Here is a 25,184-nt window from a genome sequence, read left to right as displayed (position 1 = left end):
TTCAGAAGCTCCCGCCAATCACGAAGTGGAGGGCCGTGGTGCCGCTGGTGCCCGTGCCGCTGGAGACGGGGGCCACCGTGGAGGACGCCGGCGCCGAGCGCTGCGGGACGATGAGGAGCCACAGCAGGCTGCCGCCGGCCACCGCGCCACCTCCCGCCATGAGCGCCGTGGAAATCGTCGATTGCTGACGGGCGGCCAGGTACTCCTTCCGGGAGATGTCGATCACACCATCCCCGTTCGCGTCCTGCGCCTTGCCCTGGAGGCCCATGCCGAGCGCCACGCCCGCGCCCACCGCCGCCAACCCCAGCACCGTGGTGTAGAAGGCGGGACGGCTGAAGAGGGAGGGGCCGCTGGAGGACTTGCGGGACTTCTTCGCGACCACCACGTCCTCGGGGGGACCTTCCGGAGCGGGGCCGTTGAACTCCAGCCGCACGGACACCTCCTGCGTCTCGCCCGAGGCGAGCGTCAGCGTCTTCGTATAGGAGGAGTATTCGTCGGCCTCGACGATGAGCTCCACCTCACCGGGCGGCAGCTTCGCCTCGACGTTGCCCACGCCCAGCATGCGCTCGCCCACGCGCACCACCGCCTGGGACACGTTGCAGGACACCTTCAGCAGGGCGCGCGGCCTGGCCAGCTCCTCCACCCGCTTCGACAGCACTTCGCCCGCCTCGCGGATGAAGTTGCTGTCGTTGGGCTTGCGGCCCGTCACCACGTCCATCTCCACCACGCCCCGATCCCGGTCGTACGTCCACAGCCGCAGCGTCCAGCCCTCGTCCTCGAGCGCCAGGCGCGCCGTGGTGAGCAGGTCCGCGTCGAGCATGTCCGCGGGCCCACGCAAGCACGAGGCCTCCTGGCAACGCAGGGCGGAGTCGTAGTCCGCCTCCAACTGCTGCCGGACCTCGGCCGTCTCCGCGACCCTCACCACACGGCCGGAACGGAGGGCCTGCGCCTGCAGCCAGCCCACCCACCGCTTCGCCACCGCGGCACCGGCGCGCTCGGGCGTCTCGAGACCCACCAACGCGAAGCGCGGCTGCAGGTCCGCGTCGGCGCTGCCTCCGCTCAAATCCAGGCCGAGGTTGCCGGAGTCCTGCGCGGCATCCTCGCTGGAGTCCTGGGACTGCTCCTGGGGGGTCTGGGTGTTCGAATCACCCGAGAGATCGAGCCCGAGACCGCCCTGGGCTCTGGCCGGGCCAGCGGCCAGCGCGAGCGCGAGCAGGCCGGCCACACACACGACGGGAGTACGCATGGGCCCTGTTCTACCTTGAACAGGGCCCGCTGCGGAGCACTCCTGCGGTCATTCCACGTGGGGGTCATCCCGCTCGGGAGGCGAGGTAGCGCACCAGGGCTTGAGCCTTGGGGATCAAAGTATCCACCTCGATGAACTCCTCCACCGTGTGGAAGCCCTTGCCCCGGGGACCCAGGCCGTCGATGGACGGAATCCCCATCGCGGACGAGGTGCTGGCATCCGAGCCCCCGCCCACCAGCGCCGCCTCGCCGTGACCCAGCCCGGAGGCATGGGCGCACGAACCGTACGCCGCCATCAGCGCCGCGGAGGCCTCGGTGCGCTCCAGGGGCTCGCGCGCCACACCTCCACTCACCTCGATGCGGGTGCCGGGGACGCCGGCCGCGGCCTCCTCGGCCGCCTGGCGGAAGCGCCGCACCAGTTCCTCGCCGTCCGCGCGGGTGCAGAAGCGCAGATCCACCTCCGCCACCCCGTGGTCCGGCACGGTGTTCTTCCCCTGCCCTCCCATCACCTTGCCCACGTTGACGGTGATACCGCGCGGGTAGTCGGTGAACTGCTGCACCCGGTCCACGAAGCGAGCGAGCGCCCAGAGCGCATTGGCCCCCTCCTGGTGGGCATTGCCCGCGTGGGCGGCCTTTCCATGCGCCACCGCCGTGGCCATGCCGGTGCCCTTGCGCCGGGTGATGATGGCGTCCCCGGCCCGGCCAGACTCGAAGACGAGACAGGCGCCCGCTCCGGCGATGGCCCGGCGGATGATGTCGGCGCCCTCGGGCGAGCCCACCTCCTCGTCCGACACCACCACCAGGCGCAGCGGGGGCAGCCGCTCCAACCCACCCGAGGCCGCGAGCGCCTTGAGGGCCCAGGTGATGACGACGAGCCCCCCCTTCATGTCCAGCACGCCCGGGCCGCGCCGCAGCGCCCCGTCGCGCCGGTAGCCCTCGAACCTGCCCGGGGGAAACACCGTGTCCAGGTGGCCCACCAGCGCCACCGGCTCGAGCCCGGCCTTCCCTTCCGAGCGGAAGACGAGGTGGTCCGCGTACCGCTTGCTCGGCACCACCTCGGCCTGGAGGCCGGGCATGGCGAGCTGCTCGCGCAGCAGGGCGCCGACCCTGCGGCCGCCCTCCGCGTTCTCCGTCCAGGAGTTCACCTCCACCAGCGCGGCGAGCGCCTCCTCCATCTCCCCCAGCCTGCCCACCAGCCAGCTGGCCGCCGCTTCACCCATCTCGCGCATCGTCCTTGGCCTCCCACCGAAAGCTTCACCACCGGGGTGCATCCCCGGCCGCAACCCGGGCATACGCCAGGCCCCCGGCTCCAGGGAAGGTGCCCCGGCGCCCGCCCGCCCGGCGCGCCAGCGACGGCCGCCCAGGGGAAGGAAGCTTGCCGGGACCGGTGGGGGTCCGCACCTCAAGGGCAGGAGGATGAACGATGGCGGACGCGCTGTGGATATTGGTGGCCAATGGGAGCCGGGCCAAGCTCTTCGCGACGGATGAGCGGGCCGAGAGGTGGGAGTTGCGCGAGGAGTTCCTTCACGAGGAGAGCCGCGCCATGTCCCGGCAGCTCCTCAACCAGCCGGACAACCCCAACGCGGGCTCCCTGCACAAACCCCAACCGGAGAATCAGCCCGATGCGCGCCAGCAGCTGGAGCATGATCGCTTCGCCCGCGAGCTCTCCGCGCGGCTGGAGCGGGGCCTCAACGACCATGCCTACGACAGGCTGGTGATCGCCGCCCCGCCGGGCTTCCTCGGCCTGTTGCGCAAGCTCATCAGCTCACGCGTGCACCAGCGGCTCATGCTGGACATGCGGGCCGACTACGTGAACGTGCCCGAGCGCGAGCTGCCCGAGCGCATCCCGCTCTCCTAGGTAGGGAAGCAGGCGGGCGAGGCTCGCACGCGGTAGTCCTGACTCCCACCTGTGCTCACCTGGAGACGTGACCGCTTTCGTCGGACACGCTCCGTGGTACAGGTGGGAGCTGCGTCAGGTGGGGGACACTCCAGTCCCCTCCCGCGGCGCCCTCGGGCGGACGTAACGGATTCATGAGACCTTCCCTGATCGGCGGAACCCTCAAGCTGCGTGGCCGCCTGACGCTGTACGTCACCCTGCTGGCCATCGCTCCGCTGCTCCTCTCCACCTGGGTGGGCTCGAGCACCACCCAGCAGATGATGCAGGAGCAGGTGCACGAGATGCTCCGCATCGAGGCCCAGGGCCTGAAGGACCTGGTGGAGGCCTCGCTGGTGGAGCGCGAGACGAGCGTGCGCAGCTGGGCCGAGGACATGCTGCTGCGCGAGGCGCTGCTCACGGGGAGCTACGAGCAGGGAGACGCGGTGCTCTCGCGGCTGCAGCTGCGCTACACCACCTTCACGGGGCTGGTGCTCTTCGACGAGTCGGGCCGGGCCGTCTCCGCCAGCACGCCCGCGCTGAGGGACTCCTTCCTGGGCCAGGACGAGGCGGTGCGTCACTCCCCCTGGTTCAAGGCGGCCCAGCAGGGGCGCTTCACCAGCGAGACGCTCACCGAGGAGGATCCGGTCTTCGGCATGCGGGTGCTGCACCTGGCGGCGCCGGTGATGGAGTCGCGGGGCGGGCGGCGGCTGGGCGTGCTGCTGGCGGCATATGACTGGGGCCAGGTGGGCGAGGTGGTGAAGGCCGCGCTGGAGCGCGCCCGCGGGCGCAAGAACGAGAGCTTCGCCCTGGAGGTGCGCACCGCCTCGGGCACCCTGCTCTTCGACTCGCGGGGCCAGGACGCGTGGAACATCCCCAACGCCGTGGCCGTCGAGGCGCTCAACGGAGAGGAAATCAAGGACGTGGGAGACGGCTGGCGCTTCGTGGCGCTGTCGGATCCGGAAGAGGTCTACGCCACGCTCCACAAGCTGCGTACCGGCACCGTGGCGGCGGTGATGGGCGTGGTGGCGCTGGCGGCCCTGGCCGCCTTCCTGCTCTCGCGCGGCATCACCCAGCCCATCACCCGGCTCAACCAGGCGGTGCGCCGCATCGTGCAGGAGGGAGACCTCACCCAGAAGTTCGACGTGCGCACCAGGGACGAGGTGGGCGAGCTGGCCGAGTCCTTCCTCCAGATGGTGGGCAACCTGCGCGAGACGACCGAGAGCCTGCAGCGCGGCACGCGGGTGCTCACCGACACCGTGGCCGAGCTCACGCGCGCCGCCGAGCAGCAGGAGAGCAACATCACCCGCCAGGCCGCGGCGCTGCAGCAGACGCAGGTGACGGCGCAGGAAATCAAACAGACGTCGATGGTGGCCGCCGAGCGGGCCGGCGCGGTGCTCCAGGTGGCCTCGCGGGCCGAGGAGCTGGGCCAGGGCGGCGCGCTCGCGCTCACCGAGAGCATGAACGGCTTCCAGACGCTGCGCGAGCAGGTGGACGACATGGCCGGGCAGATCGGCCGGCTCAACGAGCGCGCCCAGCGCATCGGCGGCATCACCCTGACGGTGAAGGGGCTGGCGGACCGCTCCAACATGCTGGCGCTCAACGCCGCCATCGAGGCGGTGCGCTCCGGCGAGCACGGCAAGGGCTTCGCCATCGTGGCCAAGGAGATCCGCACCCTGGCCAACCAGTCCATCCAGTCCACCGCCCAGGTGGGCACCCTGCTCGAGGACATCACCGAGGCCATCCTCCGGACGGTGGAGCTCAGCGAGCAGGGACAGGCACGGATGGAGGCGGGCATGGCCCAGGCGCGCACCAGCGCCGACAGCATCCGCGCCCTGAGCAGCATCGTTCAGGACAACATGAACGCGGTGAGGCAGATCGCCAGCGCCGTGAGTCAGCAGAACGCGGGCATCGAGGAGATCTTCAACGCCATGACGGATCTGTCCACCATGATGCACGACACCATGGTGGGACTCCAGGCGTCCCAGCGCGTCACCGAGGCGCTGCGGGAGGTGGCCTCGCAAATGGAGCAGGTGGCGCGCAGCTACCGGGTATAACCAGGGCCATGACCTCACCGCTCCGCGCCGTCATCCTCGATCTCGGCAATGTCCTGGTCTTCCACGACAACGGCCTGCTCTTCCGCAAGCTGGGAGCACGCGCGGGGCTGTCGCCCGCGGAGGCCGAGAGCCGGCTGCTCGCCACGAGCTGGACGCCAGCCAACCGGGGCCTGCTGGGGCCCGAGGGCCTGAGGCGCGAAATCTGCCGCTCGCTGGGGGTGGACCTGCCGATGGACGAGTTCAACGCCCTGTGGAACTGCCACTTCACCATTCACGAGGCGGTGCTGCCGCGGGTGGAGGGGCTGGTGGGGCGGGTGAAGCTGGTGCTGCTCTCCAACACCAACGTGCTGCACGTGGCCTACCTGCGGCCCCTGCTGCCGGTGTTGGAGCGCTTCGACAGCCTGGTGCTCAGCTGCGAGGTGGGCCACGTGAAGCCGGAGCCCGCCATCTACAAGGAGGCGCTCGCGCGCGCGGGCTGTGCCCCCGAGGAGGCCGCCTTCTTCGACGACGTGAACGAGTACGTCCAGGCCGCGAACGCGCTCGGCATCCGCGGCCACCTCTTCACCACCGCCCAGTCCTTCGACGCGCAGCTCAAGGCGCTGGGCTTGTAGGAGCGCCTACTTCTCGTAGCGCGCCACGGGCGGCTCGCTGCGGGCGGCCTCCGTCCAGGCCTTCAGGGCCGGCAGGGCCAGCACCGCGTCCCGGTAGGCGGCGCACTCCGCGTCCAGCTCCACGCCATAGGTGACGAAGCGCGTGACGACGGGCGCGTAGAAGGCGTCCGCGATGGAGAAGGCGCCGAAGAGGAACGGCCCTCCCTGTCCGAAGCGCGCGCGGCACTCCTTCCACAGCGAGGTGATGCGCGCGATGTCCTCGGCGACGCCAGGGGCTCGTCCCTCCCCGGGCCGGCGGGCGCGGATGTTCATCGACATGTGGTTGCGCAGGTTCATGAAGCTCGAGTGCATCTCCGCGGTGACGGAGCGCGCCACGGCGCGAGCGGCCTGGGCCTCGGGCCACAGCTTCGCCTGGGGGAACAGCTCGGCCAGGTACTCGCAGATGGCCAGCGAGTCCCAGATGACGAGGTCTCCGTGCAGCAGCGCGGGCACCCGGCCGCTGGGCGAGTACTTCGCGATGTTCGCGGCGGTGTCCGGCTTGTCCAACTGCACCACCACCTCGCGGAAGGGCTGCCCGGTGTGGGCGAGCGCGAGGTAGGGCCGCAGCGACCAGGAGGAGTAGTTCTTCGAGGCGACGACGAGGGTGAGCTCTTTCATGGGGGCGCACCTTAGCGCCCCCATCACGCGGAGTGCTCAGCTCCGGGCGCGGCCTCCGGGCAGCAGGCCCCGCAGGCGTGACATCCACGAGCGGCGGCGGCGGCGCACGGGTGGGTCGATGCGGTAGACGGGCACCGGCAGGCGGATGTTCTTCAAGTCGCTCCGGCCGAGCCGCACCACGGGGGCCAGCACCTGGCTGCGCACCTGAAGTACCACCGGCTCGCTGACGTAGAGGGAGCCGGGCCGTGCGAGCGACTCCAGCCGCGCGGCCAGGTTCACTCCCTCGCCGAAGACGTCTCCGTCCCGGTGCACCACCGAGCCCAGGTGGATGCCGATGCGCAACTCCACCCGTCGCGCGGACGGCACGCACTCGTTGCGCGCGCACAACGCCGACTGCAGCTCCAGCGCGCACGCCACCGCCGGCAGCGCCTCGTCGAACTCGACGAGGAAGCCGTCCTCCAGCCTCTTGATTTCGCGTCCTCCATGTCCGGACAGCAGTCCGCGCACGAGCCGTCCATGCTCCTCGCGCAGCTCATTGTTGAGCGCCTCGTCCCGCCGGGCTTCGGGGCTGAGCCCCACCATGTCCGTGAACATGATGGTCGCTACCTTCCTGGGTTCCGGTTGCGGTACCTCCGCCATCATCAACGCGTCTCCTTCCCCCCCGACCAGACAGATGCGAATGTTACCCGACCGATACTCGCTTGGTCTCCAGACCCCCCAGCCTGGCGGCGAGTGAAACCCGGGCGTCCTCGAAAGCCCGGTCGGGACGAGGCGCCCCACAACCACGCCTCAACCCTACCTTTTGACTGCGATGAAAGTAATTCATCCCTGACGCAACGCACAACGCGGGGCCAGCGCGGGGACCGGAGATGCGTCGGGGATGTGACAGTGCCGTCACACGAGTGTCCGCCTGTTACTGTTGAGGTCCGTCCATGTCCGCGCCCGAGGAAGAACAGGATGAACACGCCCCGCTCTGGCCACCGCTGCTGCTGACGCTGGGCGTGCTGGTGCTCGCCATCGAGGTGCGGCACCAGAAGCTGGCGCTCGCCGCGCTGGCCACGTTCGTGTTGCTGCCCACGGTGTGGCGGGTGCTGAAGCGCCGGTGGGTGCGCGGAGACGTGATTCGCGGGCTCGGCATGGGATTCATCGCAAGCCACGTGCCGCTGCTGCTCGGCGCGTGCACCACGCTGAACCGGCCCGAGTGCCGTGTTCACTTGTGTATGGAGGGAGTGCTCGCGGGAGCGCCCTACGTGCCCTGGGCGGGGGTGCTGGGCACGCTCCTGTATTGGGCCTGGACTCGAAGTCCGGGCACCGGCCACCACTCTCCGTGAGAGCACGGGGCGTCGCTTGCGGCGCGCGACGATGCCGACCTACCGTCGGAGTCCCTCGCCCTCCTCAGGAGAAAGCCATGGCAAACATCGGCAGCTGCTGCACGCTCGACCTCGACACCCTCCACAAGACGAAGGAGCACGTGTCCGCCAACCCGGAGGCGGGCAAGGGCCGCTTCGAGACGGTGACGGAGTGGCGCGATGGAGCCCAGGCGGTGACGCGGGCCCGCTCCTTCACGCTGGAGACCGACGAGCCCGCGGCGCTGGGCGGCAAGGACCAGCACATCGACCCGATGGAGCTGCTGCTGGCGTCGCTGGGGACGTGCCTGACGATCGGCTGGGTGACGCAGGCGCGGATGCGCAACCTGGACTACCGCAACCTGCGCATCAAGGTGAGCGCGCCGTTCGACCTGCGCGGCTACCTCAACCTGGACCCGACGGTGCGCGCGGGCTTCTCCGAGCTCCAGTACACCGTCGAGGTGGACACCGACGCGGACGCGGCCACGCTGGAGGAGATCCGCAAGGCGGCGGAGAAGACCAGCCCGATGTTCGACAACATCCTCAACCCCACGGCCATCTCCGGCCGCGTGACGAAGACGAGCGGCTCCGTCGCGGCCTGAGCTCCCGGGGAGAGGGCCGGGGTGAGGGTCGTCCATCCCCCACCCCTGTCCCGCTACCGCTGGTTGGCGCGCAGCTCCTTCACCAACCGCGAAGCGCCGTAGATGTGCTCGAGGGCCCGCAGGAGGCCCTCGCCATGAACGGCGACGGCGCGGTTGGTCTCCGGCACGTAGGCGTAATCACCGCCGAGCGACTGCAGGTTGCCGTCGAAGATGAGACCCACCACGCGCCCCTCGCGGTCCACCATGGGCGAGCCCGAGTTGCCGCCGATGATGTCGTTGGTGGTGGCCATGTCGAGCGGCGTCTCGCCGGGCACCTTGCCCCGGGCCTTCAACCACGAGTCCGGAAGCCGGAAGGGCTCCTTGCCCGTGTGGCGCGCGTAGGCACCGGCGAACGTCGTCAGCGGAGACACCTGCCGGCCGCTCTGCTCCCAGCCCTTCACCACGCCGTAGTTGAGGCGCAGGGTGAAGGTGGCGTCCGGGTAGCCCGAGGTGCCCTGGACCGCCAGCCGGGCCTGCGCGAGCAGCTCGCCGTTCTTGTTCAGCACCGACTCCACCGTGTCCTCGTAGCGCTTGCGCACCTCACGCGCCCGCGCGTCCACCCGGCGCGCGAGGAGGATCATCGGATCCTTCGACGCCTCCACCGCGGCCTTGCCACCCTCGAGCAGCCGCTGGCGCTCCTTCACGTCGAAGAGCTTCGTGCCCTTCACCAGCGCGCGCGCCAGGTCCTCCGGGGCCTCGCGGCCGAGCACCACCTGGACGAAGGGATCATCCGCGCCCAGCGTCTCGCGCAGCTTGTTGAAGCCGAAGGTCATCGAGACGATTTCGAACTCCGGGGTGATGGGAGCCTCGCGCAGCAACTGCTGGCGCAGCGCCGGGAGCTGGCCCTCGGTGTACTCGCGCAACCGCTCCGTGTTGGGCTTGGGCCGCTCGTCCGCCGCGCGCACGAGGTGCCTCGCGATGTCGAAGAGCTCGGAGGCGAAACCAAAACCGACCTCCTCCAGCCGGTACTCGGCCATCAGCGGGCGGTAGGCGTCCAGGGCCCGGGCGATGGCATCCCAGGCGCCCACGTGGTCCTTCAGCTTCGGGTCCGCCGCCACGCTGGCGCGCAGTTCCGCCTCGGCCTTGCGCTTGCCGGCGAGCAGCGAGGGCTCCGCGAGAGCCTGATGCCGGCCCCACATCCCCTTCAGCGCGTTCTCCACCGAGCGCAGCCTGGCGCGCGAGGTACGGAAGCGCTCCGGCGAGGAGGAGGCATACTCGCGCAGCATCCCCCGCCGCTCCGCCATGTAGACCAGCAAGAACGGGAGCGACACGTCCCGCTCGAACTCCAGCTCCGCCACGGTGCTCTGGCGATTGGTGGAGCCCGGGTGGCCGGAGACGAAGACCAGGTCCCCCTCCTTCGCGCCGTCCTTCGCCCAGGGCAGGTAGCTCCCGGTCTTCAGCGGCTGGCCATTGGCGTCCCACACGCGCAGGAAGGCCGCGTCCAGGCCGAAGCGCGGGAAGTTGAAGTTGTCCGGGTCCCCACCGAAGGCGGCCATGGAGAACTCGGGCGCGAAGGCCAGGCGCACGTCCTGGAAGCGGCGGTACTTGTAGAGCTGGTACCTGCCACCGTTGAAGAGCGTCACCACGTCGCAGCGCAGCTCCGGCCCGGTGGCGCACTCGCCCTCGATCTTCGACATCTCCGCCTTGAGGGCGGTGTTGAAGGCCGCGCCGCTCAGCCCCCGGGTGACGCCCTGGAGGCGCGCGGTGACGTCCGTCATCTCGACGAGCTGATTCGCCTCCACCTTGGGGCAGCGCAGCTCATCCTTCAGCTCCTTCGCGAGGAAGCCGGTGGCGAGGTAGTCGCGCTTGGAGGAGGACAGATCCTGCACGCAGGAGCGGATGCAGTGGTGGTTGGTCATCACCAGGCCCTCCGGCGACACGAAGCTCGCCGAGCACCCGCCCGCCAGCCGGACCGAGGACAGCCGCAAGCGATCCAACCAGGCCTGCGAGGGCTCGAAGCCATGGGCGGCCTTCACGGCCTCGCGGGGGAAGCCGTCATAGGTCCACATGCCCTCCTCCGCGACAGCGGGGAGGGCCCACAGGAGGCCGAGAGCAAGCAATCGTCGCATGGGCGGGCATTCCTTCCGGTTTTGAGGGGAAAGGGGAGTGCCCCTTGTTGCCCGGGAGAGGAGCGGCGTCAACCCGAGCGGATGGACGGGAGGATGCACGTCGCGCTTGAGTTGGAGGCCCAGACCCCGGAAGGTTGGGAGGAATGGCGACGAAGCACCACATCTATCTGGTCCCCGGCTTCTTCGGCTTCGCCAACCTGGGAGAGCTGCTCTACTTCGGGCACGTGCGCGACTACTTCGTGGCGGAGATGGCGCGCCGCGGCGTGGAGGTCGAGGTGGTCCAGGTGCTCTCGCACCCCACCGGCTCCATCCGCACGCGTGCCGCGGATCTCTTCAGGGCCATCGAGGCCAGCGGGGCCAGGGACGACGACGGCCCCATCCACCTCATCGGTCACTCCACGGGAGGACTGGACGCGCGGCTCTTCGTCAGCCCGAGCGCCTCATTGGGCGAGGGCATCGACACGGAGCCCTTCGCCCGCCGGGTGCGCACGGTGGTGACGGTGTCCACGCCTCACGCGGGCACGCCGCTGGCGTCCTTCTTCCTGGGGCTCTTCGGACAGAAGCTGCTGCAACTGCTGTCCCTCTTCACGGTGTACGTGCTGCGCTTCGGGCGGCTGCCGCTGACCGTGGCCTTCCGGCTCGGGAGCCTGCTGACGCGCTGGGACGAGCAGCTCGGGTTCCGCCCGACCATCCTGGACCAGCTCTTCGAGCAGCTCCTGGGAGACTTCTCCGTCGAGCGCCGGGAGGAGCTGGTCCGCTTCCTGGGCGACGTGGGCAACGACGCCTCGCTCGTCCCCCAGCTCACCCCCGAGGGCATCGATCTCTTCAACGCGGGCACGCAGGACCGGCCCGGGGTGCGCTACGGCTCGGTCATCACCCAGGCCCGGCCGCCCTCGTTTCGAGCGCGCCTGAGCGCGGGGTTGGATCCCTACGCCCAGCTCACACACACGGTGTACTCGTTCCTCTACGGGCGAGCCCAGAACATGCCTCTCACGGCGATTCCCCTGCACACGCCGGCGCAGATGGCGGCGCTGGTGGAAGCCTACGGGGCGATGCCGGGCCCCCAGGCCTGTGACGGCATCGTCCCGACGCGCTCGCAGGTGTACGGGCGGGTGCTGGCGGCGGTCCGCGCGGACCACCTGGACGCCATCGGCCACTTCGACCAACCGGCGCACCGGCCCCCGCACGTGGACTGGCTCATCTCGGGCTCCGGCTTCCGCCGGCTCCAGTTCGAGCGCCTGTGGAGCACCGTGGTGGACTTCGTCCTGCTGGAGACCTGAGATACACAGCGGGCCCCGCCGTCGACCTGGAGTCCCGCATGTCCACCGCTCTCCGTCACCTCTCTCCGCGCGCTCGCCGGGCGTCGCGGGCCCTCGTGCTGGCGCTGCTCGCCGTCGTGACGGGCTGCGCCAGCGTGCCCGAGGCCCGTCCCACGCCTCCGCCCGAGTACGTACCCGTGCTGTTCGTGCACGGCACCGACGAGACACCGGGCTCCTTCTTCGCGATGAGGGACGCGTTCGAGGAGGCGGGATGGCCAAGGGAGCGGCTCCACGCGGTGCGCCTGCACCCCAACAACGGCCAGCTGCCCATCGAGGTGATGGCCTATCAGATCCGCCGCGCGGCGGAGGGCCTGCGCAAGCGCACCGGAGCCGAGCGCATCGACGTGGTGGCGTTCAGCCAGGGGACGCTGTCCTCGCGCTATTGGATGCAGGAGTTGGGAGGCCAGCCCCGCGTGAGGCGCTTCGTCTCCATCTCGGGGCCGCACCACGGCACGAGGGCGGCGTATCTGAAGGCGGACCCCGCGCTGGTGCAGATGCGCCCGGACAGCGAGTTCCTGCGCGAGCTGAACCGCCGCGAGAACCCGTTCGGCGACACCGAGGTCTTCTCCTTCTGGACGCCGCTCGACAGCACCGTGATCCCCGCTGACAGCGCGCGCCTGCCCGGCGCCACCGAGCGCACCTTCTTCGTGCTCGCGCACCAGATGATGCTGACCAACCCGGCCGTCATCTCCGCGACCGTGGAGGCGCTGGCGAAGACCTCGAACCCGTAGCCCCACTACGGAAGTCAGGTGTTGGCCGCCGCCAGCACCTGGCCCACCCACTGTGGAATAGAGCAGGGTCGGCTCCCCCGCGAAAACGAGCAGGGAGGTTCGAAAGACTTCCGGCCATCCCCAGCGACCCCCTCATTCTCCCTGACAAGGTCGCTCACATTGTCGACCCGATAAAGATGGAAACCATCCAGCTCACCGCCAAACGCCATGCGCCGCGAGCGCGCATAGACGGCGGCAAGCACAGGGTCGAAAGGCAGGTCTCCTACCTTTTCCCCAGGCCGGGGAGGGTGGAGGCTCGGCGGTTCGAGCTCGGCGGGGATGCCACTCCTCCTGCACACCTCCGTCAAGCGCTCGAGGCCAGGCAATCCGTTTTCTCGCGTCATGGCTCTCCTCACCTCGCTTCACTCAGGCGCAGCACCAACTGCCGGACATCCGCGATAGCAGCGGCCCTGGTGAGCCTGCCCCGATTTTGTGGCGCTCCCGCACTTCATGTGATTCCGCAGCGGCGAACAGGCGATCCTCTGTCGTACAGCCATCCTCATGCGCCCCTGGTTCACACAAACCGAAGGAGAGCTACGTAACCGGGGCACTCCCAAGGTGATCACGCTGACCGGAATACGCACTTTCTCTCAACCACGGGGCTCCGCGAGTATTTACAGCGCTTCGGAGTCCTCCTTATACTGCGGGGATCACCCTTGTGGCGTCCGGTGCGTGATGCCAAATCTGAAGAATCTCACTCCCTTCGCAGCAGTGGACCTGTTGTCCATGACGAAGCAGGGAGCGAAAGCACTGGTTGTGTGTGTGGCGGGGCGCTTCCAACTGCCACCGGCAGACCAGCCCTCATCGGAGCCGCCCTCACCATGCGCGGAGCAACTCCCGCCACCACTCAGTGATTTGTACTGGGGAGAGCCCGGTAAATCCAGCCTACGACATGAGGCGCAGACGACCTATTGGCGACCGGGGACGGATATATACGTCTCTGGACAGGCCTGGGCACCCAGAGGTCGCCCCGTCAAGGACGTGCTGGTGGCAGTACGTGTTGGCCCCTGCCGCAAGGGCGTGCAGGTATTCGGGGACAGAGTGTGGAGCCGTGGGCTCCTTGGCCTGAAGCCTTCAGAGCCCAGACCCTTCGAGTCCATGCCTTTGGTCTATGAGCGCAGCCTGGGCGGCAATGCGTTGACGGGAGGCGGGCATTCCGCCCTGCACGAGTCCAGAAATCCCGTGGGCCGAGGCTTGTACGCATCGTCACGAGACGCGGTGGACATGCCTCTTCCCAATCTGGAGAACCCCCTGCATCTGCTGAAGAGCCCGACGGAGAGAATCGAGCCGGCAGGTCTTGGCCCTATTGCTCGCAGCTGGCAGCCTCGAATGTGCCTGGCTGGCACGTATGATGACACGTGGGTGGCTCGGCGCGCTCCCCTATGGCCCACGGACTTCGACGAGCGCTTCTTCATGGCAGCCGCACCAGGGCTCAGTGCCACCCCCCACTTGCAGGGGGGTGAAGAGGTCGTGCTGACTGGACTCTCGCCAGATGGGCGCTTCGCGTTTCCACTGCCCCGCCACCGTCTGATGATGAAGGCATGCTTCAATCACCGCGTCGAAAGACGCTGCCTGATACTGGATGCCATCCACTTGGAGCCGGATGAGGGGGCCATGACCCTCTTCTGGCGAACAGCCATCGAACTGAACCGAGACCTGGAGCGGTATGAGTACGGCATCGTGCGACAGATGGAGCCCTGGGAGGAGCTTCCCACATGACCCCCCATCAAGAGGGACTCGCCATCCTTGCGCTCGGACTGTGTACACCCCTGGGGCTCACGGCCAGAACAACCCAGGTAGAGATGGCCGCAGGTACGACCCGTTTCTTCCTGACGGACGTGTACAAAGGGACAGCAGAGCCAGCGAGAGCCTCCGTGCTGACTCTGCTGGATTGCTCCCTTTCACGCACGGAGCGTATGGCGTCCATGGCCGCCACCGCTCTACACGACTGCCTTCAAGGAATACGCTCGAACCTGGGCCGGCTCCCACTGCTCCTCGCACTGCCGGAACCCGGTCGTGGGGCAACTGTATCCAGTGAGCTGTTTTTGAAGCTCTTACAAGACTCCACGCCCATCCGCCTGGAAGTGGCCGCGGACAATATGTTGTATAAGGGGCGCGCTGGCTTCTTTCTCGCGCTGGCCCGGGCAGCAAAGATGCTCGAGTCACAGCGTGTGTCTTGTGTGTTGGTAGGGGCCGTGGACTCCTGGTGCGATACCACCTCGCTGCGCTACCTGGCCAACGTGGGTCGTCTGCCTGGGCGCTCACGGCGTGATGGAATCATTCCGGGAGAGGGGGCCGGGTTCATCCTGGTCGCCCAGACGACCGCCATGATTGGCAAAGGGGCTCGACCACACGGATGGGTGGCGGCTCATGCCCAGGCAGAAGAGCCCAATCACTTCCTACAGGAAAAACCCAATCTCGCGGATGGGTTGACAGAGGCCTTCCGCCAGCTACGCATCCATCCTCGAATGGGGACGAGACGCGTTGACGAGATTCTCTCCTGCCAGACCGGTGAGAACTTCTGGGCTCATGAGTTCGACATGGCATATCTCCGCAATGCCGCTCTCATGCCGGAGCCACTGGCAGCAAGCCTTGTAGCAGAAACGCTCGGAGACGCAGGCGCGTCCGCGGGAGTTCTCGGGCTGGGGTATGCGCTGTTTCGCTTGAGCAGGACGAATCCGGCACAGGGCCAGACTCCACGCATCCTGGTCTATGGCTGCTCCGATGGAGGTCTCGTCGGGGCATGCGTTGTGGAGGGAACCAGATGAGCAACACTTCAGTCAATGGCCGTTCCATCGTGCATCAAGGAGATGGACAGACCGAGGTCAGCGCGACCCCAGATGTATGCAAGACGCCTTCACCTTCGGGTCCCATTCCCGTCCCCTACGTCAATGTAGCCCAGGACAGCGATCTGTCCGAGGGCAGTACCTCGGTCTTTATCGAAGGAAATGCCATTGCCCTGAAGAGTTCCTCGCTCTCGACCAGCACGGGGGATGAGCCAGGCACAGCAGGTGGTGGCCTCATCTCCGCCAAGACGAAAGGCAAGGTGACATGGAGCAATTATAGCATTGACGTGAAGATCGAGGGCAAAGGCGTCGTTCGGTTCATGGACGCCACCCAGCACAATGCCAATACCGGGAATTGTATTGGTATCCAGATGGGCAAACCCGACATCGTCTGGGCCTATGGTGACGACCCTCTCGGCAGCGACAAGTGTCCTGCCTCCAACTGCGGAAAAGACAAAGCCACGCACAGGGTCCCCGAAAGCCCTGATAGCCAGGCCATGGCCCGGGCTCTCATTGGAATGCTCGAAATCTCCCGCATCAAACACTCCAACGCCCCGACACTCAAAAAGGGGAAGGGCTTCATGGTCGGCGTCCTACTCTGTAAAGGCTATGAGCCCACGAAGGGCGGTCTCATCTACGCGGCCATGTCCGGAGAGAAGAACACCCCCGGATTCGAAAAGGCCGTCGCGGCGCTCAAGGATGGTGAGCCACGTTGGACCCCCTGCGCCGGGGAGAGGGTAGACCTCAACCAGGCGCTCTGTGCCCCCGACATGAAGCCAGACGCAAAATTCTTCGAAAACCTGGTCGCTGGAATACCCGAGATATTGGTCGACGATGGAAGCGGGGGAAGAAAGCCTCTGAACCGTCCAACTCCGGGAAACTGCGCCGCTCCCAAGCTCATCCAGACAGCACGTCAAGCCGGTCACCACCCGCTCTCCATGACGGAAGTCTTCTACAGCCCGACCAAGCCCGAGTCCGTCACGACACTCGTGACCTACACGAGTCAGGAAGACGCCGAGAAGAAAATCATCAAGGAGTTGATGAGCTTTGGCCACAACGAGAGTGTCCCCTCTTGTGCCTCGTGCCAGGTCATCCTCACTCCCATGCTCTGCAACAACACCGAAACCTCCTGCGCTTAACACGCCCAGCGTCCACCGCCATGATGAAAGAACTCATCGGACTCGCCAGCAGGTGCGACCCCGCGTTCACCGGAAGGATTCAAGGGGCTTCCCCTGAAGAGATTGCTCGGCTGGAGCAACTCTCCGAGCGCAAGCTTCCGGATGTCTACCGGGAGCTTCTGTCGCACATGGGCAGGGATATGGGAGGCATTGGCATCGCCGCCGTCGAATTCGAAATCAACAACCTGCTCAGGTTCCTCGAAGAAGAGGGGAGTGCGTACGATTGGCCCTCGCGATTCCTCATGATCGCCGAGCACAAACAGGACCCCTATTATCACTACTTCCTGGATCTCGACACGCTGAACGACGATGGGGATTGCCGCGTCGTCTCGTTCGACAGCACGCTCGAAGCGCACGAACTGGACGAACGCCATGTGCATGAACAAGCACCCAGCCTGAAGGCCCTCTTCCTCAAACTGGCGTTCCTCTGCAAGTGTCTGGGCCGATTTCACCACCAGGAGATCGCAATCCTCACCTATCCCCGACTCGAGAAGAAAAGCGACAACCCTCTGGGTGCCCTGGCTGATTTCGAGCAGGCAGCCCTCCACCTAGGCTTCCAGAAACTCCCCTACTCAACACCGACGGCCCTGATGCTCGACCGACACGACGCAGCCATCTACGCGAAGGGAGGTGCAATTGGAAGGGTCGCCGCCACGCTCACGGGCAAGGATGAGCATGAGATCCTGCGCATTCGAGAGATCCTCTCCGACAGAGCAGCACGGAATTGAATCATGAGTCTCCTGCTTCTGAACCATCCCGAGGCGCAGACATTCTTGCGAGATTTCCAGGAACTGCACCTGTCAGAGGTGGAATTCCTCCTCCAACAGCGACAGAGGCGGTTACAGGGCCCGGAGCCGCGCTGGATGGAGGCAGCAGGGGTGGAGGAGCGACTCGCCACGCACCTGGAGGCCTTGCGAACCAGCAGTGACATCGCGGTGGCGTGCGCGCACCCCTTGCTCTCCGATGGGGATGACGGTGAGAGGATGGCGGCGGCCCTCACATTGGCCAGCCTGTCGCCGGAGGAGGAGGGCTGGCCAGGGCTCGTCCATGCAATGGAGGCAGCGCCCGCGGAGTCGGCCCCGCTCTGGGAGAAAGCCCTGCTTCTGGTGGAGCGTCCTGGGTGGGTGGAGCAACTGACCGCACTGCTCGGCTCGCCGCGTCCGTGGCTAAGGGCCTGTGCCGCGAACCTGCTGGGGTGGCGGCGAGAAGGAGAGGGTGCCCGCCTCCGCGAATTACTGGAGGATGAGCCGCAGGTCGCGGGCGCCGCTGCTCTGGCCCTTGGCAAGCTCGGCCAGCGGCAAGCACTCCCCCTCATCGAAAGAAAGCTCCAGCAGGACCCGATGCGGCAGGAGGAGACACTCTGGCGCGGCGCGCTCCTGCTTGGCTCCCAGGTTGCCCTGCACGTCTGCCGTGATGCCTGCCGGTCCGGTAGCATGGCCTTTTCATTCCACCCGCGTCTCCTCGCATTCGCGGGAGCACCTGAGGACTTCCAGCTTCTACGCAGGCTGTGTGACTCCGGAGAGAACCCCACGGCGCTCGAGTCACTCGGAATCCAGGGCGTACCCACAGCGGTACCACTCCTCCTCGAGTACCTGTCGGCCAAGGCGCCTGCGACACGCGGGGCTGCGGCCTCCGCGCTCACTCTGCTCACAGGCGCAGACCTCACCCAGAGGCGTGTGCTGACGGAGCCTATGAACGATGACGAGCCTCCAGAGCAGGAGTTGGAGGAGCCAAGCACGAACGCATCGGAATGGCGGCGATGGTGGCAGACCCATCGTGAGAGATTCGTCGGCAGCAAGCGATTCCGACGAGGCCAACCGCACGCGCCCATCGTCTGCATCGAGGAACTCTCGAATCCACGAAGTCCCTATACTTGCAGGGCTCAAGCCGCCTTGGAGTTGGAGGTGCGCATCCAACATCCTATCGGCTTCGAGCCTGATTGGCCTGTGCGCCGCCAGCATCAAGCCCTTGCCCGCTGGCGGCAGGAATGGGGAATGCGAAGCTGGCCATGATGTCAGGGCCGGGTTACGGCTGCATGAATGGTCCTGCACGCCAAGTGGGCGGTGAGCCCCGGCCTCTCCACATGGTGGCCCCCCGCTGAGCCTGCCCCGATTTTGTGGCTCTCCCGCACGCACTTCATGTGATTCCGCAGCGGCGAACAGGCCAAGCCTCTGTCGTGCAGCCATCCTCATGCGCCCCGGGTTCACACAAGCTGAAGGAGAGGCAAAATCGGGGCAGGCGCGCAGTTCCACCCTCGCCCCCACCTCGTCCACCGCTCGGACAAGTCCCCACACATGCGCCAGGGAGCACACGGCCTCCGCGCTCCGGGCCTCGGACAACTCCGACTCCCCCCTGCGCTGCTCGCGGAGGAACAGCACCCCCTGGGTGCCCTCCGGCACCCAGGCCGTGGAGGGCAACAGCCCTCCGGAGGCCATCGCCCCCCGCCGCACAGGCCTGCAGCAGCATGAACAGCCCCAACAGCAGGGCTCGCACCATGGACATCCTCCCCATGAGTTCCTCCTGCCCTGACGACACCCATGGAAGGCAGGAGGATACAGAGAGAGAAGGGCTTGACTGGCCGGCCCCTGACCTGACTGGGCCCGCCTGTCCTTCGGGCGCGCCGGCCCCGGGTTGGCGAGAGCCTCCTCCGTCCCCACCGTCTACGACGAGACTGCCCACGGCCCTGCCGTGCGGAACCATGACGAGGGACGTATGACCACGAAGTTCCCCAGCCACATCAACCTGCCACGCGAGATCCGCGAGGAGCTCGTCGAGCTGCTCAACACCTGTCTGGCCACCGCGATCGACCTGCACTGGCAGGTGAAGCAGGCCCACTGGAACATCCGTGGCCGCGACTTCATCAGCCGGCACGAGCTCTTCGATGACATCGCCGACCACGTGCGCAAGCACGCCGATGACTTCGCCGAGCGCGCCGGCAACCTGGGCGGCTACGCCGAGGGCACCATCCGCCTGGCCGCCAAGAACAGCGAGATCGAGGAGTACGACCTGAACGCGGTGAACGGCGACGACCACGTCCGTGCGCTCGTGGACCGCGTCTCCACCTACGCCTCCGGCATCCGCGCGGGCATCACTCGCTGCGACGAGGTGGACGACCCGGTCACCTCGGATCTCCTCACCCGGATCCTCGCCGAGGTGGAGCAGGACCTGTGGTTCCTGGAGAGCCACCTGTACGGCTCGGCCGCCACCGGACGCGAGGAGGTCGCGCCCCCCATCATCCGCGAGGATCGCCCCTCCCCCACCGCCTGACCCGCTTCACGGCCCGCTCGCCAGCATGCGCGCGGGCCACCCGGCGGATTATAGAGGGCCCTCCTTTCTGGAGGGCCACATCGGATGACGCCGGGAAACATGCAAGGGAAGGTCTGTCTCATCACCGGAGCGACCTCGGGCATCGGGCTGGAGTCGGCTCGAGCGCTCGCGAGCCAGGGAGCCACGGTGGTGCTATCCGGACGTGACAAGGGCCGCGGCGAGGCCGCGCTCGCGGAGGTGCGCCGCACCGTCCCCGACGCGAAGCTGGACCTGATGCTCGCGGATCTCACCTCGCTGGACTCCGTGCGCAAGCTCGCGGAGGAATTCCAGCGCAAGTACTCGCGCCTGGACGTACTGCTCAACAACGCGGGCCTCATCATCGACCGCCGCAAGGTGACGGCGGATGGCTTCGAGGCCACCTTCGCCACCAACCACCTCGCGCACTTCCTACTGACGAACCTGCTCCTGGGCCTGCTCCAGTCCAGCGGCGCCGCCCGCGTGGTGAACGTCTCCTCCGAGGCCCACCGCATGGGCTCGCTCGACTTCCTCGAGGACCTGCAGGCCGAGCGTGGCGGCTACAGCGGCACGCGGGTCTACGGCAATTCGAAGCTCGCCAACATCCTCTTCACGCGGGGTCTGAAGCGGCGGCTGGAGGGCACGAAGGTGACCACCAACAGCCTGCACCCGGGCGTCGTACGCTCCGGCTTCGGCCTCAACTCCGAAGGCATCCTCAAGCACCTGGTGAAGCTGGCCGCGCCCTTCATGCTGTCGGCCGAGGGCGGCGCCCGCACCTCCGTGTACCTGGCCTCCTCGCCCGAGGTGGAGGGCATCAACGGCAGGTACTTCATCAAGAGCAAGGTGGCGAAGGAATCCAGGGCCGCGCAGAACGACGAGGCCGCGGAGACGCTCTGGCAGAAGAGCTCCGAGTTGACGGGGGTAGGAAGCTGATCAAGCACACCGGCTCAGTTCGAGTTTCGCAGTTTCGGGCGACCTGAAGGAGCGAGCGGATGCGCTGGTGGGCGCAGTAGCCCTCGTGCCCCGAGAAGGACACCGCGCCCGCAGTGCTCGGGCGCGCTGACCATCACGTCAAGGCTTGCTCTGCGCCTGGATGCAGTCACTGTACAGGCGAGTGGCGGCCTCCGCCGTCAGCGTCGAGAAGAAGGCCGCGTTCGCGACCACGACGTCCACGACGCGCGTGGAGGCCGGCGTGCACTGCGCCAGCGCCGGGAGCACGACGGTCGTCCCCTCACACAACGCGCTGCTCGCTTCGACAGGTGGGAGCTCGTCCGGGCCGCACTCTGTGGGGGTCGGCCCTGCATCGATGGGGGTCGGTCCTGGATCGGTACATGCGCAGACAACAACGAAGATCAGCCACATCGCGGGAAAGCGCTTCATGTCCACACTCCTGTGCCTTCCGCTGCCGTTGACTACGCTCGATGAACGAGATGGCTGCCATGTTTCGCATCTGCTCGCTCTTGAGCTGCTCCCACTCGGGTCTGTACTCCTCGATTGGCGTCTGCGAGACCGTCACCGAGGTGGCGACGCCCTTCCAGAGTTCCTCGTTCTCGTAGTACAAACATGACAGCTTCTGGAACTGCTCGAGCGTGAAGCTCTTGGGCTCCGTGAGATCGGCAAGGCCGCAGCCGACCGTATCCGCGACGATGGTCTCGATCCACTCGTTTCCGGCTGGCGTCTGCCACTCGATCTTCACGGCCGCGGGGCGCTGCTCGCGCAGGCGCTCCTCGGCACGGAGCTCGAACTCCGGGTCTTGCGCAAGCTCCTCCTTGGCCAGCACCTCCTTGAGGTGCATCACCTTCAGCGCCTTTACCTGCCTCTCGTCCGTGACGGGGCGCATCTTCCCGTCGCGGCTCGGGATGCGCGGGGTGACGGACGCGAAGCGATTCTCAGCCGCCGCCTCGAGGATGGCCTGCGGCGACGACGGCGTGCTCTCGACGTCCGGGGCTCGACGCCATCGCGTCGCCCCGTAGAGGAGCACCGCGACGCCCACCAGGAGCCCTCCCGCGATCCATCGTCTGCGACCCCGGCCGGGGCCGAACCGGTGGGCTGCAGGCGCTCCCGTCCGCTTGTTCATACGGTTGTCTTTCATGGGGTCTCCCCGGCAGAGGCTTTAGAGCTCGATGGTGCGCGTGACGATCCAGCCGGGGAACTCACCGTCCTGCGCCACCTCGGCCAGCACATACGTGTCGAAGGTCGGCTTCGAGAACAGCTTCGCCAACGCGGTCTCAACGAACTGGTCCCTCGCGGTCTCCGACAGTTGCAGGTAGCTAGCCGCACCGCTGGGCGTACGGCTCAGCGCCCAGCCGATGAGCACGAGCGCGTCATCCCGCGACATCGGATTCTCAGCGAGCTCCTGCGCGCCTCTCTCGATCTCAGCGTGCAGGTCGGACCACCGGAGGGTGCCCGACACGATGACGGTGAGCGGCAACGGCGCGTTGAGTAGATTGCCCGCGGCGGCGTCCTCCTGGAGCTGCTCGACGTAGGCGTCGCCGATGTCGTTGCGGAGGTTGAACGAGAACTGGCACAGCGCGACCAGCGTGTTGCCCGCGATCGCGCGGTCCTTCATGTCGGCCTGCCGGGCCACGAGGAGCATCTCGGGCTTGGTATTCAGCGTACACGACTGGCTCGGGGTGAGGGTGAACGGGAGCGCGGTGCGACCCGCCCAGCTCGGGTGGAGCGTGCCGAGGTCCAAGGGGAGCTTCAGCGTCCTCAGCTTTTCCTGCACGCGGAAGCGGCGGTACGCGCCGCCCGGCACCGAGAATTCCTCAAGCACCGTCTGCGTCTTGGCGAAGTAATACACCGCACTCGGCTGCTCCTGCTTGCTGAAGAACACCGCGTCGGTCGTCTCGACCAGCGTGGTCGCACTCACCTCGGTCTGCGCCCATGCGGCGGGGGCCAGGGCGATAGCTGCCAACACCGATAGCAGTACGAATCTCGACCTCATCCTGCACCTTCTTCCTTCGTAAGGGTTCAAAGCGTTTAGCACAATCAACGGAGAGGCCCAGGTCGCTGCTGTCGCCTCCTGGTACATAAGAACAAGACATGTCCTTCAGGACAGACAATGCACTGAAGAACAGACAACCTGGACCCCAGAAGCATAAGGCACAGACAGACGTCACACCCCGGGCATCAGCCCTCCCAGTACGTATTGCACGGGTAACGCATGTCTCGTTCGATCAGTCCGTCCACGTTCCGGCGGACGCAGGAGACCACAGCCGGCAGCTCAGTCGTTCCGACGTTGATCGACTGCGGGCTTTGGAACACGTACTCCCTCACGATCTGCTGGTAGCTGGTGAACGACTGCGCGCGCACGCGGCTCCCGAAGAGCGGCCGCGGGGGCGCGCCCAACCAGGGCGCCGGCTGCGAGACCCCGCTGAACAGCTCGTCGTTGAGTTGCTGGTACAGGCGCTCGGCCGCCTGCAGGACCATCTTCTGCTCCTCGAGGTTGTTCGGGTCGAGCGTCGGGGTGGCGACGCGCCTGCCCGTCACGAGATCCGTGTACTCAATGAAGACGCCGCACTCGTTCTTGCGATCCGCCGGCTTGTGCGTGCACAGCACCTCGCGCTCGAAGAAGTACCGACGGTCGCTGCCCCAGAGAATGCCGCCGCGCGAGACCTCCTGGTAGTTCAGATACAGACGGCTGAAGTCCACGCGAACCTTCGCCTCGAACATGCGGCCCGACTTGTGATGATGATGCGTGATGAAATGATATGGATGGACAGTGCGCGTATTAAAAGTGCGTGCGGTTGGTGTTGATCACATTCCCCCCTCCAGAGAGCAGCAATGGCTGCGCAATCGGCCAGCCACGTTTCGTGGCAATGACCTGGTACTTCTGTGTCATAGAGTTCGGTCCCCCCCGAAAAGTCGCGCTGGCAGCGCCGATGAAGTAAGGCGATCCCAAGCGGAAGCCAGGCGCTTATGACACAGAAGCACCAGGACTGTAGTAAATTTTTAAAAACGGAGCCGGAAGCGGCGGGCGAGGGCCCCCGCCTTGAGTTCCGATCCCTGCTTGGGCAAGCCCAGCAGATAAATCTCAAGGCGTGCGACGAGTTGCAGGGAACGGACGTCGCGGTGTGCAGCCGGCCTTGTCCAGCAAGAGATGCAAGGGGCAATCCGGCGCTCATGGGTCTGGCTGGCCAGGGTCGCCGCGGCCCACCGCCAGCTCCTACGCCGCCAACGGCAACTCCAGGGCTCCCATCCATTGAATCTTCTTCATGGTGTTGTACCCCCTGTCTTCGTGAATACGCGTTGTCGTTGTTGCACCGGCCTGGGCGCACGCCTTCTTCCGCAAGGGGCGTGACGGCGCTGTGACGGCTCATTCGCCCGGCTCCTCGGTTTCTACTTACATGCTCATGAGGGCCACATGCCCTCTCATGTCCTGCTGACGCGCTCTCCATCCCCCGAGACTGCGAAACTCGAGCATAGACAACCTGGCCATCTCTCTTTGAGAGGCGGCATCCCACCAGGTGAACAGTCAGGGAGACGCTCTTCACCAGCACCAAATCCCTCATCTACCGGGCGACCCGAACCGCCGACGCGCGGCCCGTGATCCTCAAGGTCCTGAACGCGGAGTTCCCCAGCACCGAGCAGGTTGCCAGGCTTCACCGCGAGTACCGGCTGACACGAGAGCTCGCGATGGAGGGCATCATCGAGGTGCTCGCCCTGGAGCGGTTCGGCACGAGCGTGGCGATCATTCTCGAGGACTTCGGCGCGGAGTCCCTGGCCCGCCTCCTGAAGGGCCGCCCAGTGGAGCTCCCGCGGTTCCTGGAGCCGGCACTTCGGCTCGCGGAGATCCTGAGCGTGTCCACCGGCGCCACGTCATCCACAAGGACATCAACCCCTCCAACATCATCTGGAACCCGAGCACCGATGAGCTCAAGCTCATCGACTTCGGTATCGCGACAGAGCTGTCGCACGAGACTCCAGCTGTCTTCGGCCCGAGGGGACTCGAAGGGTCTCTCCCCTACGTGTCAGGGCGGAGGACCGCTACCAGAGCGCCTGGGCTCTCGTTGGAGACCTCCGGCGATGTCGCGAGGAGTTACGTGCGACGGGCTCCATCTCGTCCTTCGGACTCGGACGCGGAGATGTCTCCGAGCGCTTGCAGCTCCCGCGGAAACTCTACGGGCGCCAGCGTGAGAGTGAGCAACTCCTCGCGATCTTCGATCGTGTGTCCGAAGGCTGGGCGGAGCTCGTCCTCGTGGCCGGCTACTCGGGCATTGGGAAGAGTGCGCTCGCCCACGAGGTGCACAGGCCGCTCGTCGAACGCCGCGGATACTTCATCTCCGGTAAGTTCGATCAGCTCAGGCGGAACATCCCCTACGAATCCCTCTTCCAGGCCATCCAGGAT

Annotated in this window: 23 protein-coding genes and 2 pseudogenes; 16 read left to right on the top strand and 9 right to left on the bottom strand. The window is 66.8% G+C overall.

Annotated features, from left to right (window positions below):
• Position 1: 1 nt before the first annotated feature.
• Positions 2 to 1,246 (bottom strand): PEGA domain-containing protein, encoded by a 1,245-nt coding sequence (locus tag JQX13_RS22110; RefSeq protein WP_203410906.1) that lies wholly within the window; start codon positions 1,244 to 1,246, stop codon positions 2 to 4.
• Positions 1,247 to 1,310: 64 nt separating this feature from the next.
• Positions 1,311 to 2,474: a M20 family metallopeptidase gene (locus JQX13_RS22105; protein WP_203410905.1), complete on the bottom strand. Its 1,164-nt coding sequence runs from the start codon at positions 2,472 to 2,474 to the stop codon at positions 1,311 to 1,313.
• 194 nt (positions 2,475 to 2,668) lie between these two features.
• On the opposite strand from JQX13_RS22105, the gene JQX13_RS22100 reads away from it, so the two are divergent.
• The 3 genes from JQX13_RS22100 to JQX13_RS22090 all read left to right on the top strand — a co-directional run bounded on the left by JQX13_RS22100 (position 2,669) and on the right by JQX13_RS22090 (position 5,786).
• Positions 2,669 to 3,103 (top strand): host attachment protein, encoded by a 435-nt coding sequence (locus JQX13_RS22100; RefSeq protein WP_203410904.1) that lies wholly within the window; start codon positions 2,669 to 2,671, stop codon positions 3,101 to 3,103.
• Positions 3,104 to 3,276: 173 nt separating this feature from the next.
• Positions 3,277 to 5,175 (top strand): methyl-accepting chemotaxis protein, encoded by a 1,899-nt coding sequence (locus JQX13_RS22095; RefSeq protein WP_203410903.1) that lies wholly within the window; start codon positions 3,277 to 3,279, stop codon positions 5,173 to 5,175.
• A gap of 8 nt (positions 5,176 to 5,183) precedes the next feature.
• Positions 5,184 to 5,786 carry an HAD family hydrolase gene (locus JQX13_RS22090; protein ID WP_203410902.1) on the top strand — a complete coding sequence of 201 codons (603 nt, stop codon included), beginning with the start codon at positions 5,184 to 5,186 and terminating at the stop codon, positions 5,784 to 5,786.
• A 6-nt stretch (positions 5,787 to 5,792) separates the two neighbouring features.
• Here the strand turns inward: JQX13_RS22090 and JQX13_RS22085 are convergent, their stop codons facing one another.
• Together JQX13_RS22085 and JQX13_RS22080 are read right to left on the bottom strand one after the other, a co-directional pair.
• Positions 5,793 to 6,443 carry a glutathione S-transferase family protein gene (locus tag JQX13_RS22085; protein WP_203410901.1) on the bottom strand — a complete coding sequence of 217 codons (651 nt, stop codon included), beginning with the start codon at positions 6,441 to 6,443 and terminating at the stop codon, positions 5,793 to 5,795.
• 36 nt (positions 6,444 to 6,479) lie between these two features.
• Positions 6,480 to 7,037 (bottom strand): adenylate/guanylate cyclase domain-containing protein, encoded by a 558-nt coding sequence (locus JQX13_RS22080; protein WP_343211124.1) that lies wholly within the window; start codon positions 7,035 to 7,037, stop codon positions 6,480 to 6,482.
• Between the two features lie 338 nt (positions 7,038 to 7,375).
• Between JQX13_RS22080 and JQX13_RS22075 the strand changes: the two genes are divergently transcribed.
• Both JQX13_RS22075 and JQX13_RS22070 read left to right on the top strand, forming a co-directional pair.
• A complete protein-coding gene (locus JQX13_RS22075) occupies positions 7,376 to 7,774 on the top strand; it encodes a hypothetical protein (protein ID WP_203410899.1) in 399 nt (132 codons plus the stop codon).
• 77 nt (positions 7,775 to 7,851) lie between these two features.
• On the top strand, positions 7,852 to 8,391 hold the full coding sequence (locus JQX13_RS22070; RefSeq protein WP_203410898.1) for an OsmC family protein: 540 nt from the start codon (positions 7,852 to 7,854) through the stop codon (positions 8,389 to 8,391).
• Positions 8,392 to 8,444: 53 nt separating this feature from the next.
• Here JQX13_RS22070 and JQX13_RS22065 read toward each other — a convergent pair whose 3' ends face one another.
• Positions 8,445 to 10,499: a S46 family peptidase gene (locus JQX13_RS22065; protein ID WP_203410897.1), complete on the bottom strand. Its 2,055-nt coding sequence runs from the start codon at positions 10,497 to 10,499 to the stop codon at positions 8,445 to 8,447.
• A gap of 143 nt (positions 10,500 to 10,642) precedes the next feature.
• On the opposite strand from JQX13_RS22065, the gene JQX13_RS22060 reads away from it, so the two are divergent.
• The 9 genes from JQX13_RS22060 to JQX13_RS22020 all read left to right on the top strand — a co-directional run bounded on the left by JQX13_RS22060 (position 10,643) and on the right by JQX13_RS22020 (position 20,767).
• A complete protein-coding gene (locus tag JQX13_RS22060) occupies positions 10,643 to 11,779 on the top strand; it encodes an esterase/lipase family protein (protein ID WP_203410896.1) in 1,137 nt (378 codons plus the stop codon).
• A gap of 38 nt (positions 11,780 to 11,817) precedes the next feature.
• On the top strand, positions 11,818 to 12,549 hold the full coding sequence (locus JQX13_RS22055; RefSeq protein ID WP_203410895.1) for an esterase/lipase family protein: 732 nt from the start codon (positions 11,818 to 11,820) through the stop codon (positions 12,547 to 12,549).
• 540 nt (positions 12,550 to 13,089) lie between these two features.
• Positions 13,090 to 14,307 carry a DUF2169 family type VI secretion system accessory protein gene (locus JQX13_RS22050; RefSeq protein WP_343211123.1) on the top strand — a complete coding sequence of 406 codons (1,218 nt, stop codon included), beginning with the start codon at positions 13,090 to 13,092 and terminating at the stop codon, positions 14,305 to 14,307.
• The gene (locus tag JQX13_RS22045; protein WP_203410893.1) at positions 14,304 to 15,356 is read left to right on the top strand and encodes a 3-oxoacyl-ACP synthase; all 1,053 of its coding nucleotides are present in this window, start codon (positions 14,304 to 14,306) and stop codon (positions 15,354 to 15,356) included. The genes JQX13_RS22050 and JQX13_RS22045 overlap by 4 nt, the downstream gene beginning before the upstream one ends.
• Positions 15,353 to 16,513, top strand: coding sequence for a DUF4150 domain-containing protein (locus JQX13_RS22040; protein ID WP_203410892.1), 1,161 nt, complete (start codon positions 15,353 to 15,355; stop codon positions 16,511 to 16,513). The genes JQX13_RS22045 and JQX13_RS22040 overlap by 4 nt, the downstream gene beginning before the upstream one ends.
• Before the next feature lie 20 nt (positions 16,514 to 16,533).
• A complete protein-coding gene (locus tag JQX13_RS22035) occupies positions 16,534 to 17,280 on the top strand; it encodes an SMI1/KNR4 family protein (RefSeq protein WP_203410891.1) in 747 nt (248 codons plus the stop codon).
• Between the two features lie 3 nt (positions 17,281 to 17,283).
• On the top strand, positions 17,284 to 18,564 hold the full coding sequence (locus JQX13_RS22030) for a hypothetical protein (RefSeq protein WP_203410890.1): 1,281 nt from the start codon (positions 17,284 to 17,286) through the stop codon (positions 18,562 to 18,564).
• Positions 18,565 to 19,264: 700 nt separating this feature from the next.
• Positions 19,265 to 19,819, top strand: coding sequence for a DNA starvation/stationary phase protection protein Dps (gene dps, locus JQX13_RS22025; protein ID WP_203410889.1), 555 nt, complete (start codon positions 19,265 to 19,267; stop codon positions 19,817 to 19,819).
• Positions 19,820 to 19,903: 84 nt separating this feature from the next.
• Entirely contained in the window at positions 19,904 to 20,767 is an 864-nt protein-coding gene (locus JQX13_RS22020; RefSeq protein WP_239015004.1) for an SDR family oxidoreductase, read from the top strand.
• A gap of 138 nt (positions 20,768 to 20,905) precedes the next feature.
• Here the strand turns inward: JQX13_RS22020 and JQX13_RS22015 are convergent, their stop codons facing one another.
• The 4 genes from JQX13_RS22015 to JQX13_RS22000 form a co-directional block, all read right to left on the bottom strand.
• Entirely contained in the window at positions 20,906 to 21,052 is a 147-nt protein-coding gene (locus JQX13_RS22015) for a hypothetical protein (protein WP_203410888.1), read from the bottom strand.
• A 13-nt stretch (positions 21,053 to 21,065) separates the two neighbouring features.
• Positions 21,066 to 21,926 (bottom strand): hypothetical protein, encoded by an 861-nt coding sequence (locus tag JQX13_RS22010; RefSeq protein ID WP_203410887.1) that lies wholly within the window; start codon positions 21,924 to 21,926, stop codon positions 21,066 to 21,068.
• Positions 21,927 to 21,947: 21 nt separating this feature from the next.
• Positions 21,948 to 22,781, bottom strand: a complete 834-nt coding sequence (locus tag JQX13_RS22005; protein WP_203410886.1) for a hypothetical protein — start codon at positions 22,779 to 22,781, stop codon at positions 21,948 to 21,950.
• Between the two features lie 185 nt (positions 22,782 to 22,966).
• Positions 22,967 to 23,509 carry a hypothetical protein gene (locus JQX13_RS22000; protein ID WP_203410885.1) on the bottom strand — a complete coding sequence of 181 codons (543 nt, stop codon included), beginning with the start codon at positions 23,507 to 23,509 and terminating at the stop codon, positions 22,967 to 22,969.
• Between the two features lie 794 nt (positions 23,510 to 24,303).
• On the opposite strand from JQX13_RS22000, the pseudogene JQX13_RS54355 reads away from it, so the two are divergent.
• Positions 24,304 to 24,744: pseudogene (locus JQX13_RS54355) on the top strand (hypothetical protein); the annotation flags it as partial.
• 260 nt (positions 24,745 to 25,004) lie between these two features.
• Positions 25,005 to 25,148 (top strand): annotated as a pseudogene (locus tag JQX13_RS54350) (AAA family ATPase); the annotation flags it as partial.
• Between the last annotated feature and the right edge of the window lie 36 nt (positions 25,149 to 25,184).

The sequence above is a fragment of the Archangium violaceum genome, from assembly GCF_016859125.1.
GTDB classification, from domain to species: domain Bacteria; phylum Myxococcota; class Myxococcia; order Myxococcales; family Myxococcaceae; genus Archangium; species Archangium violaceum_A.
Note: the sequence above shows the minus strand (reverse complement) of the source record. Positions and strands in the feature narration are given on the sequence as shown.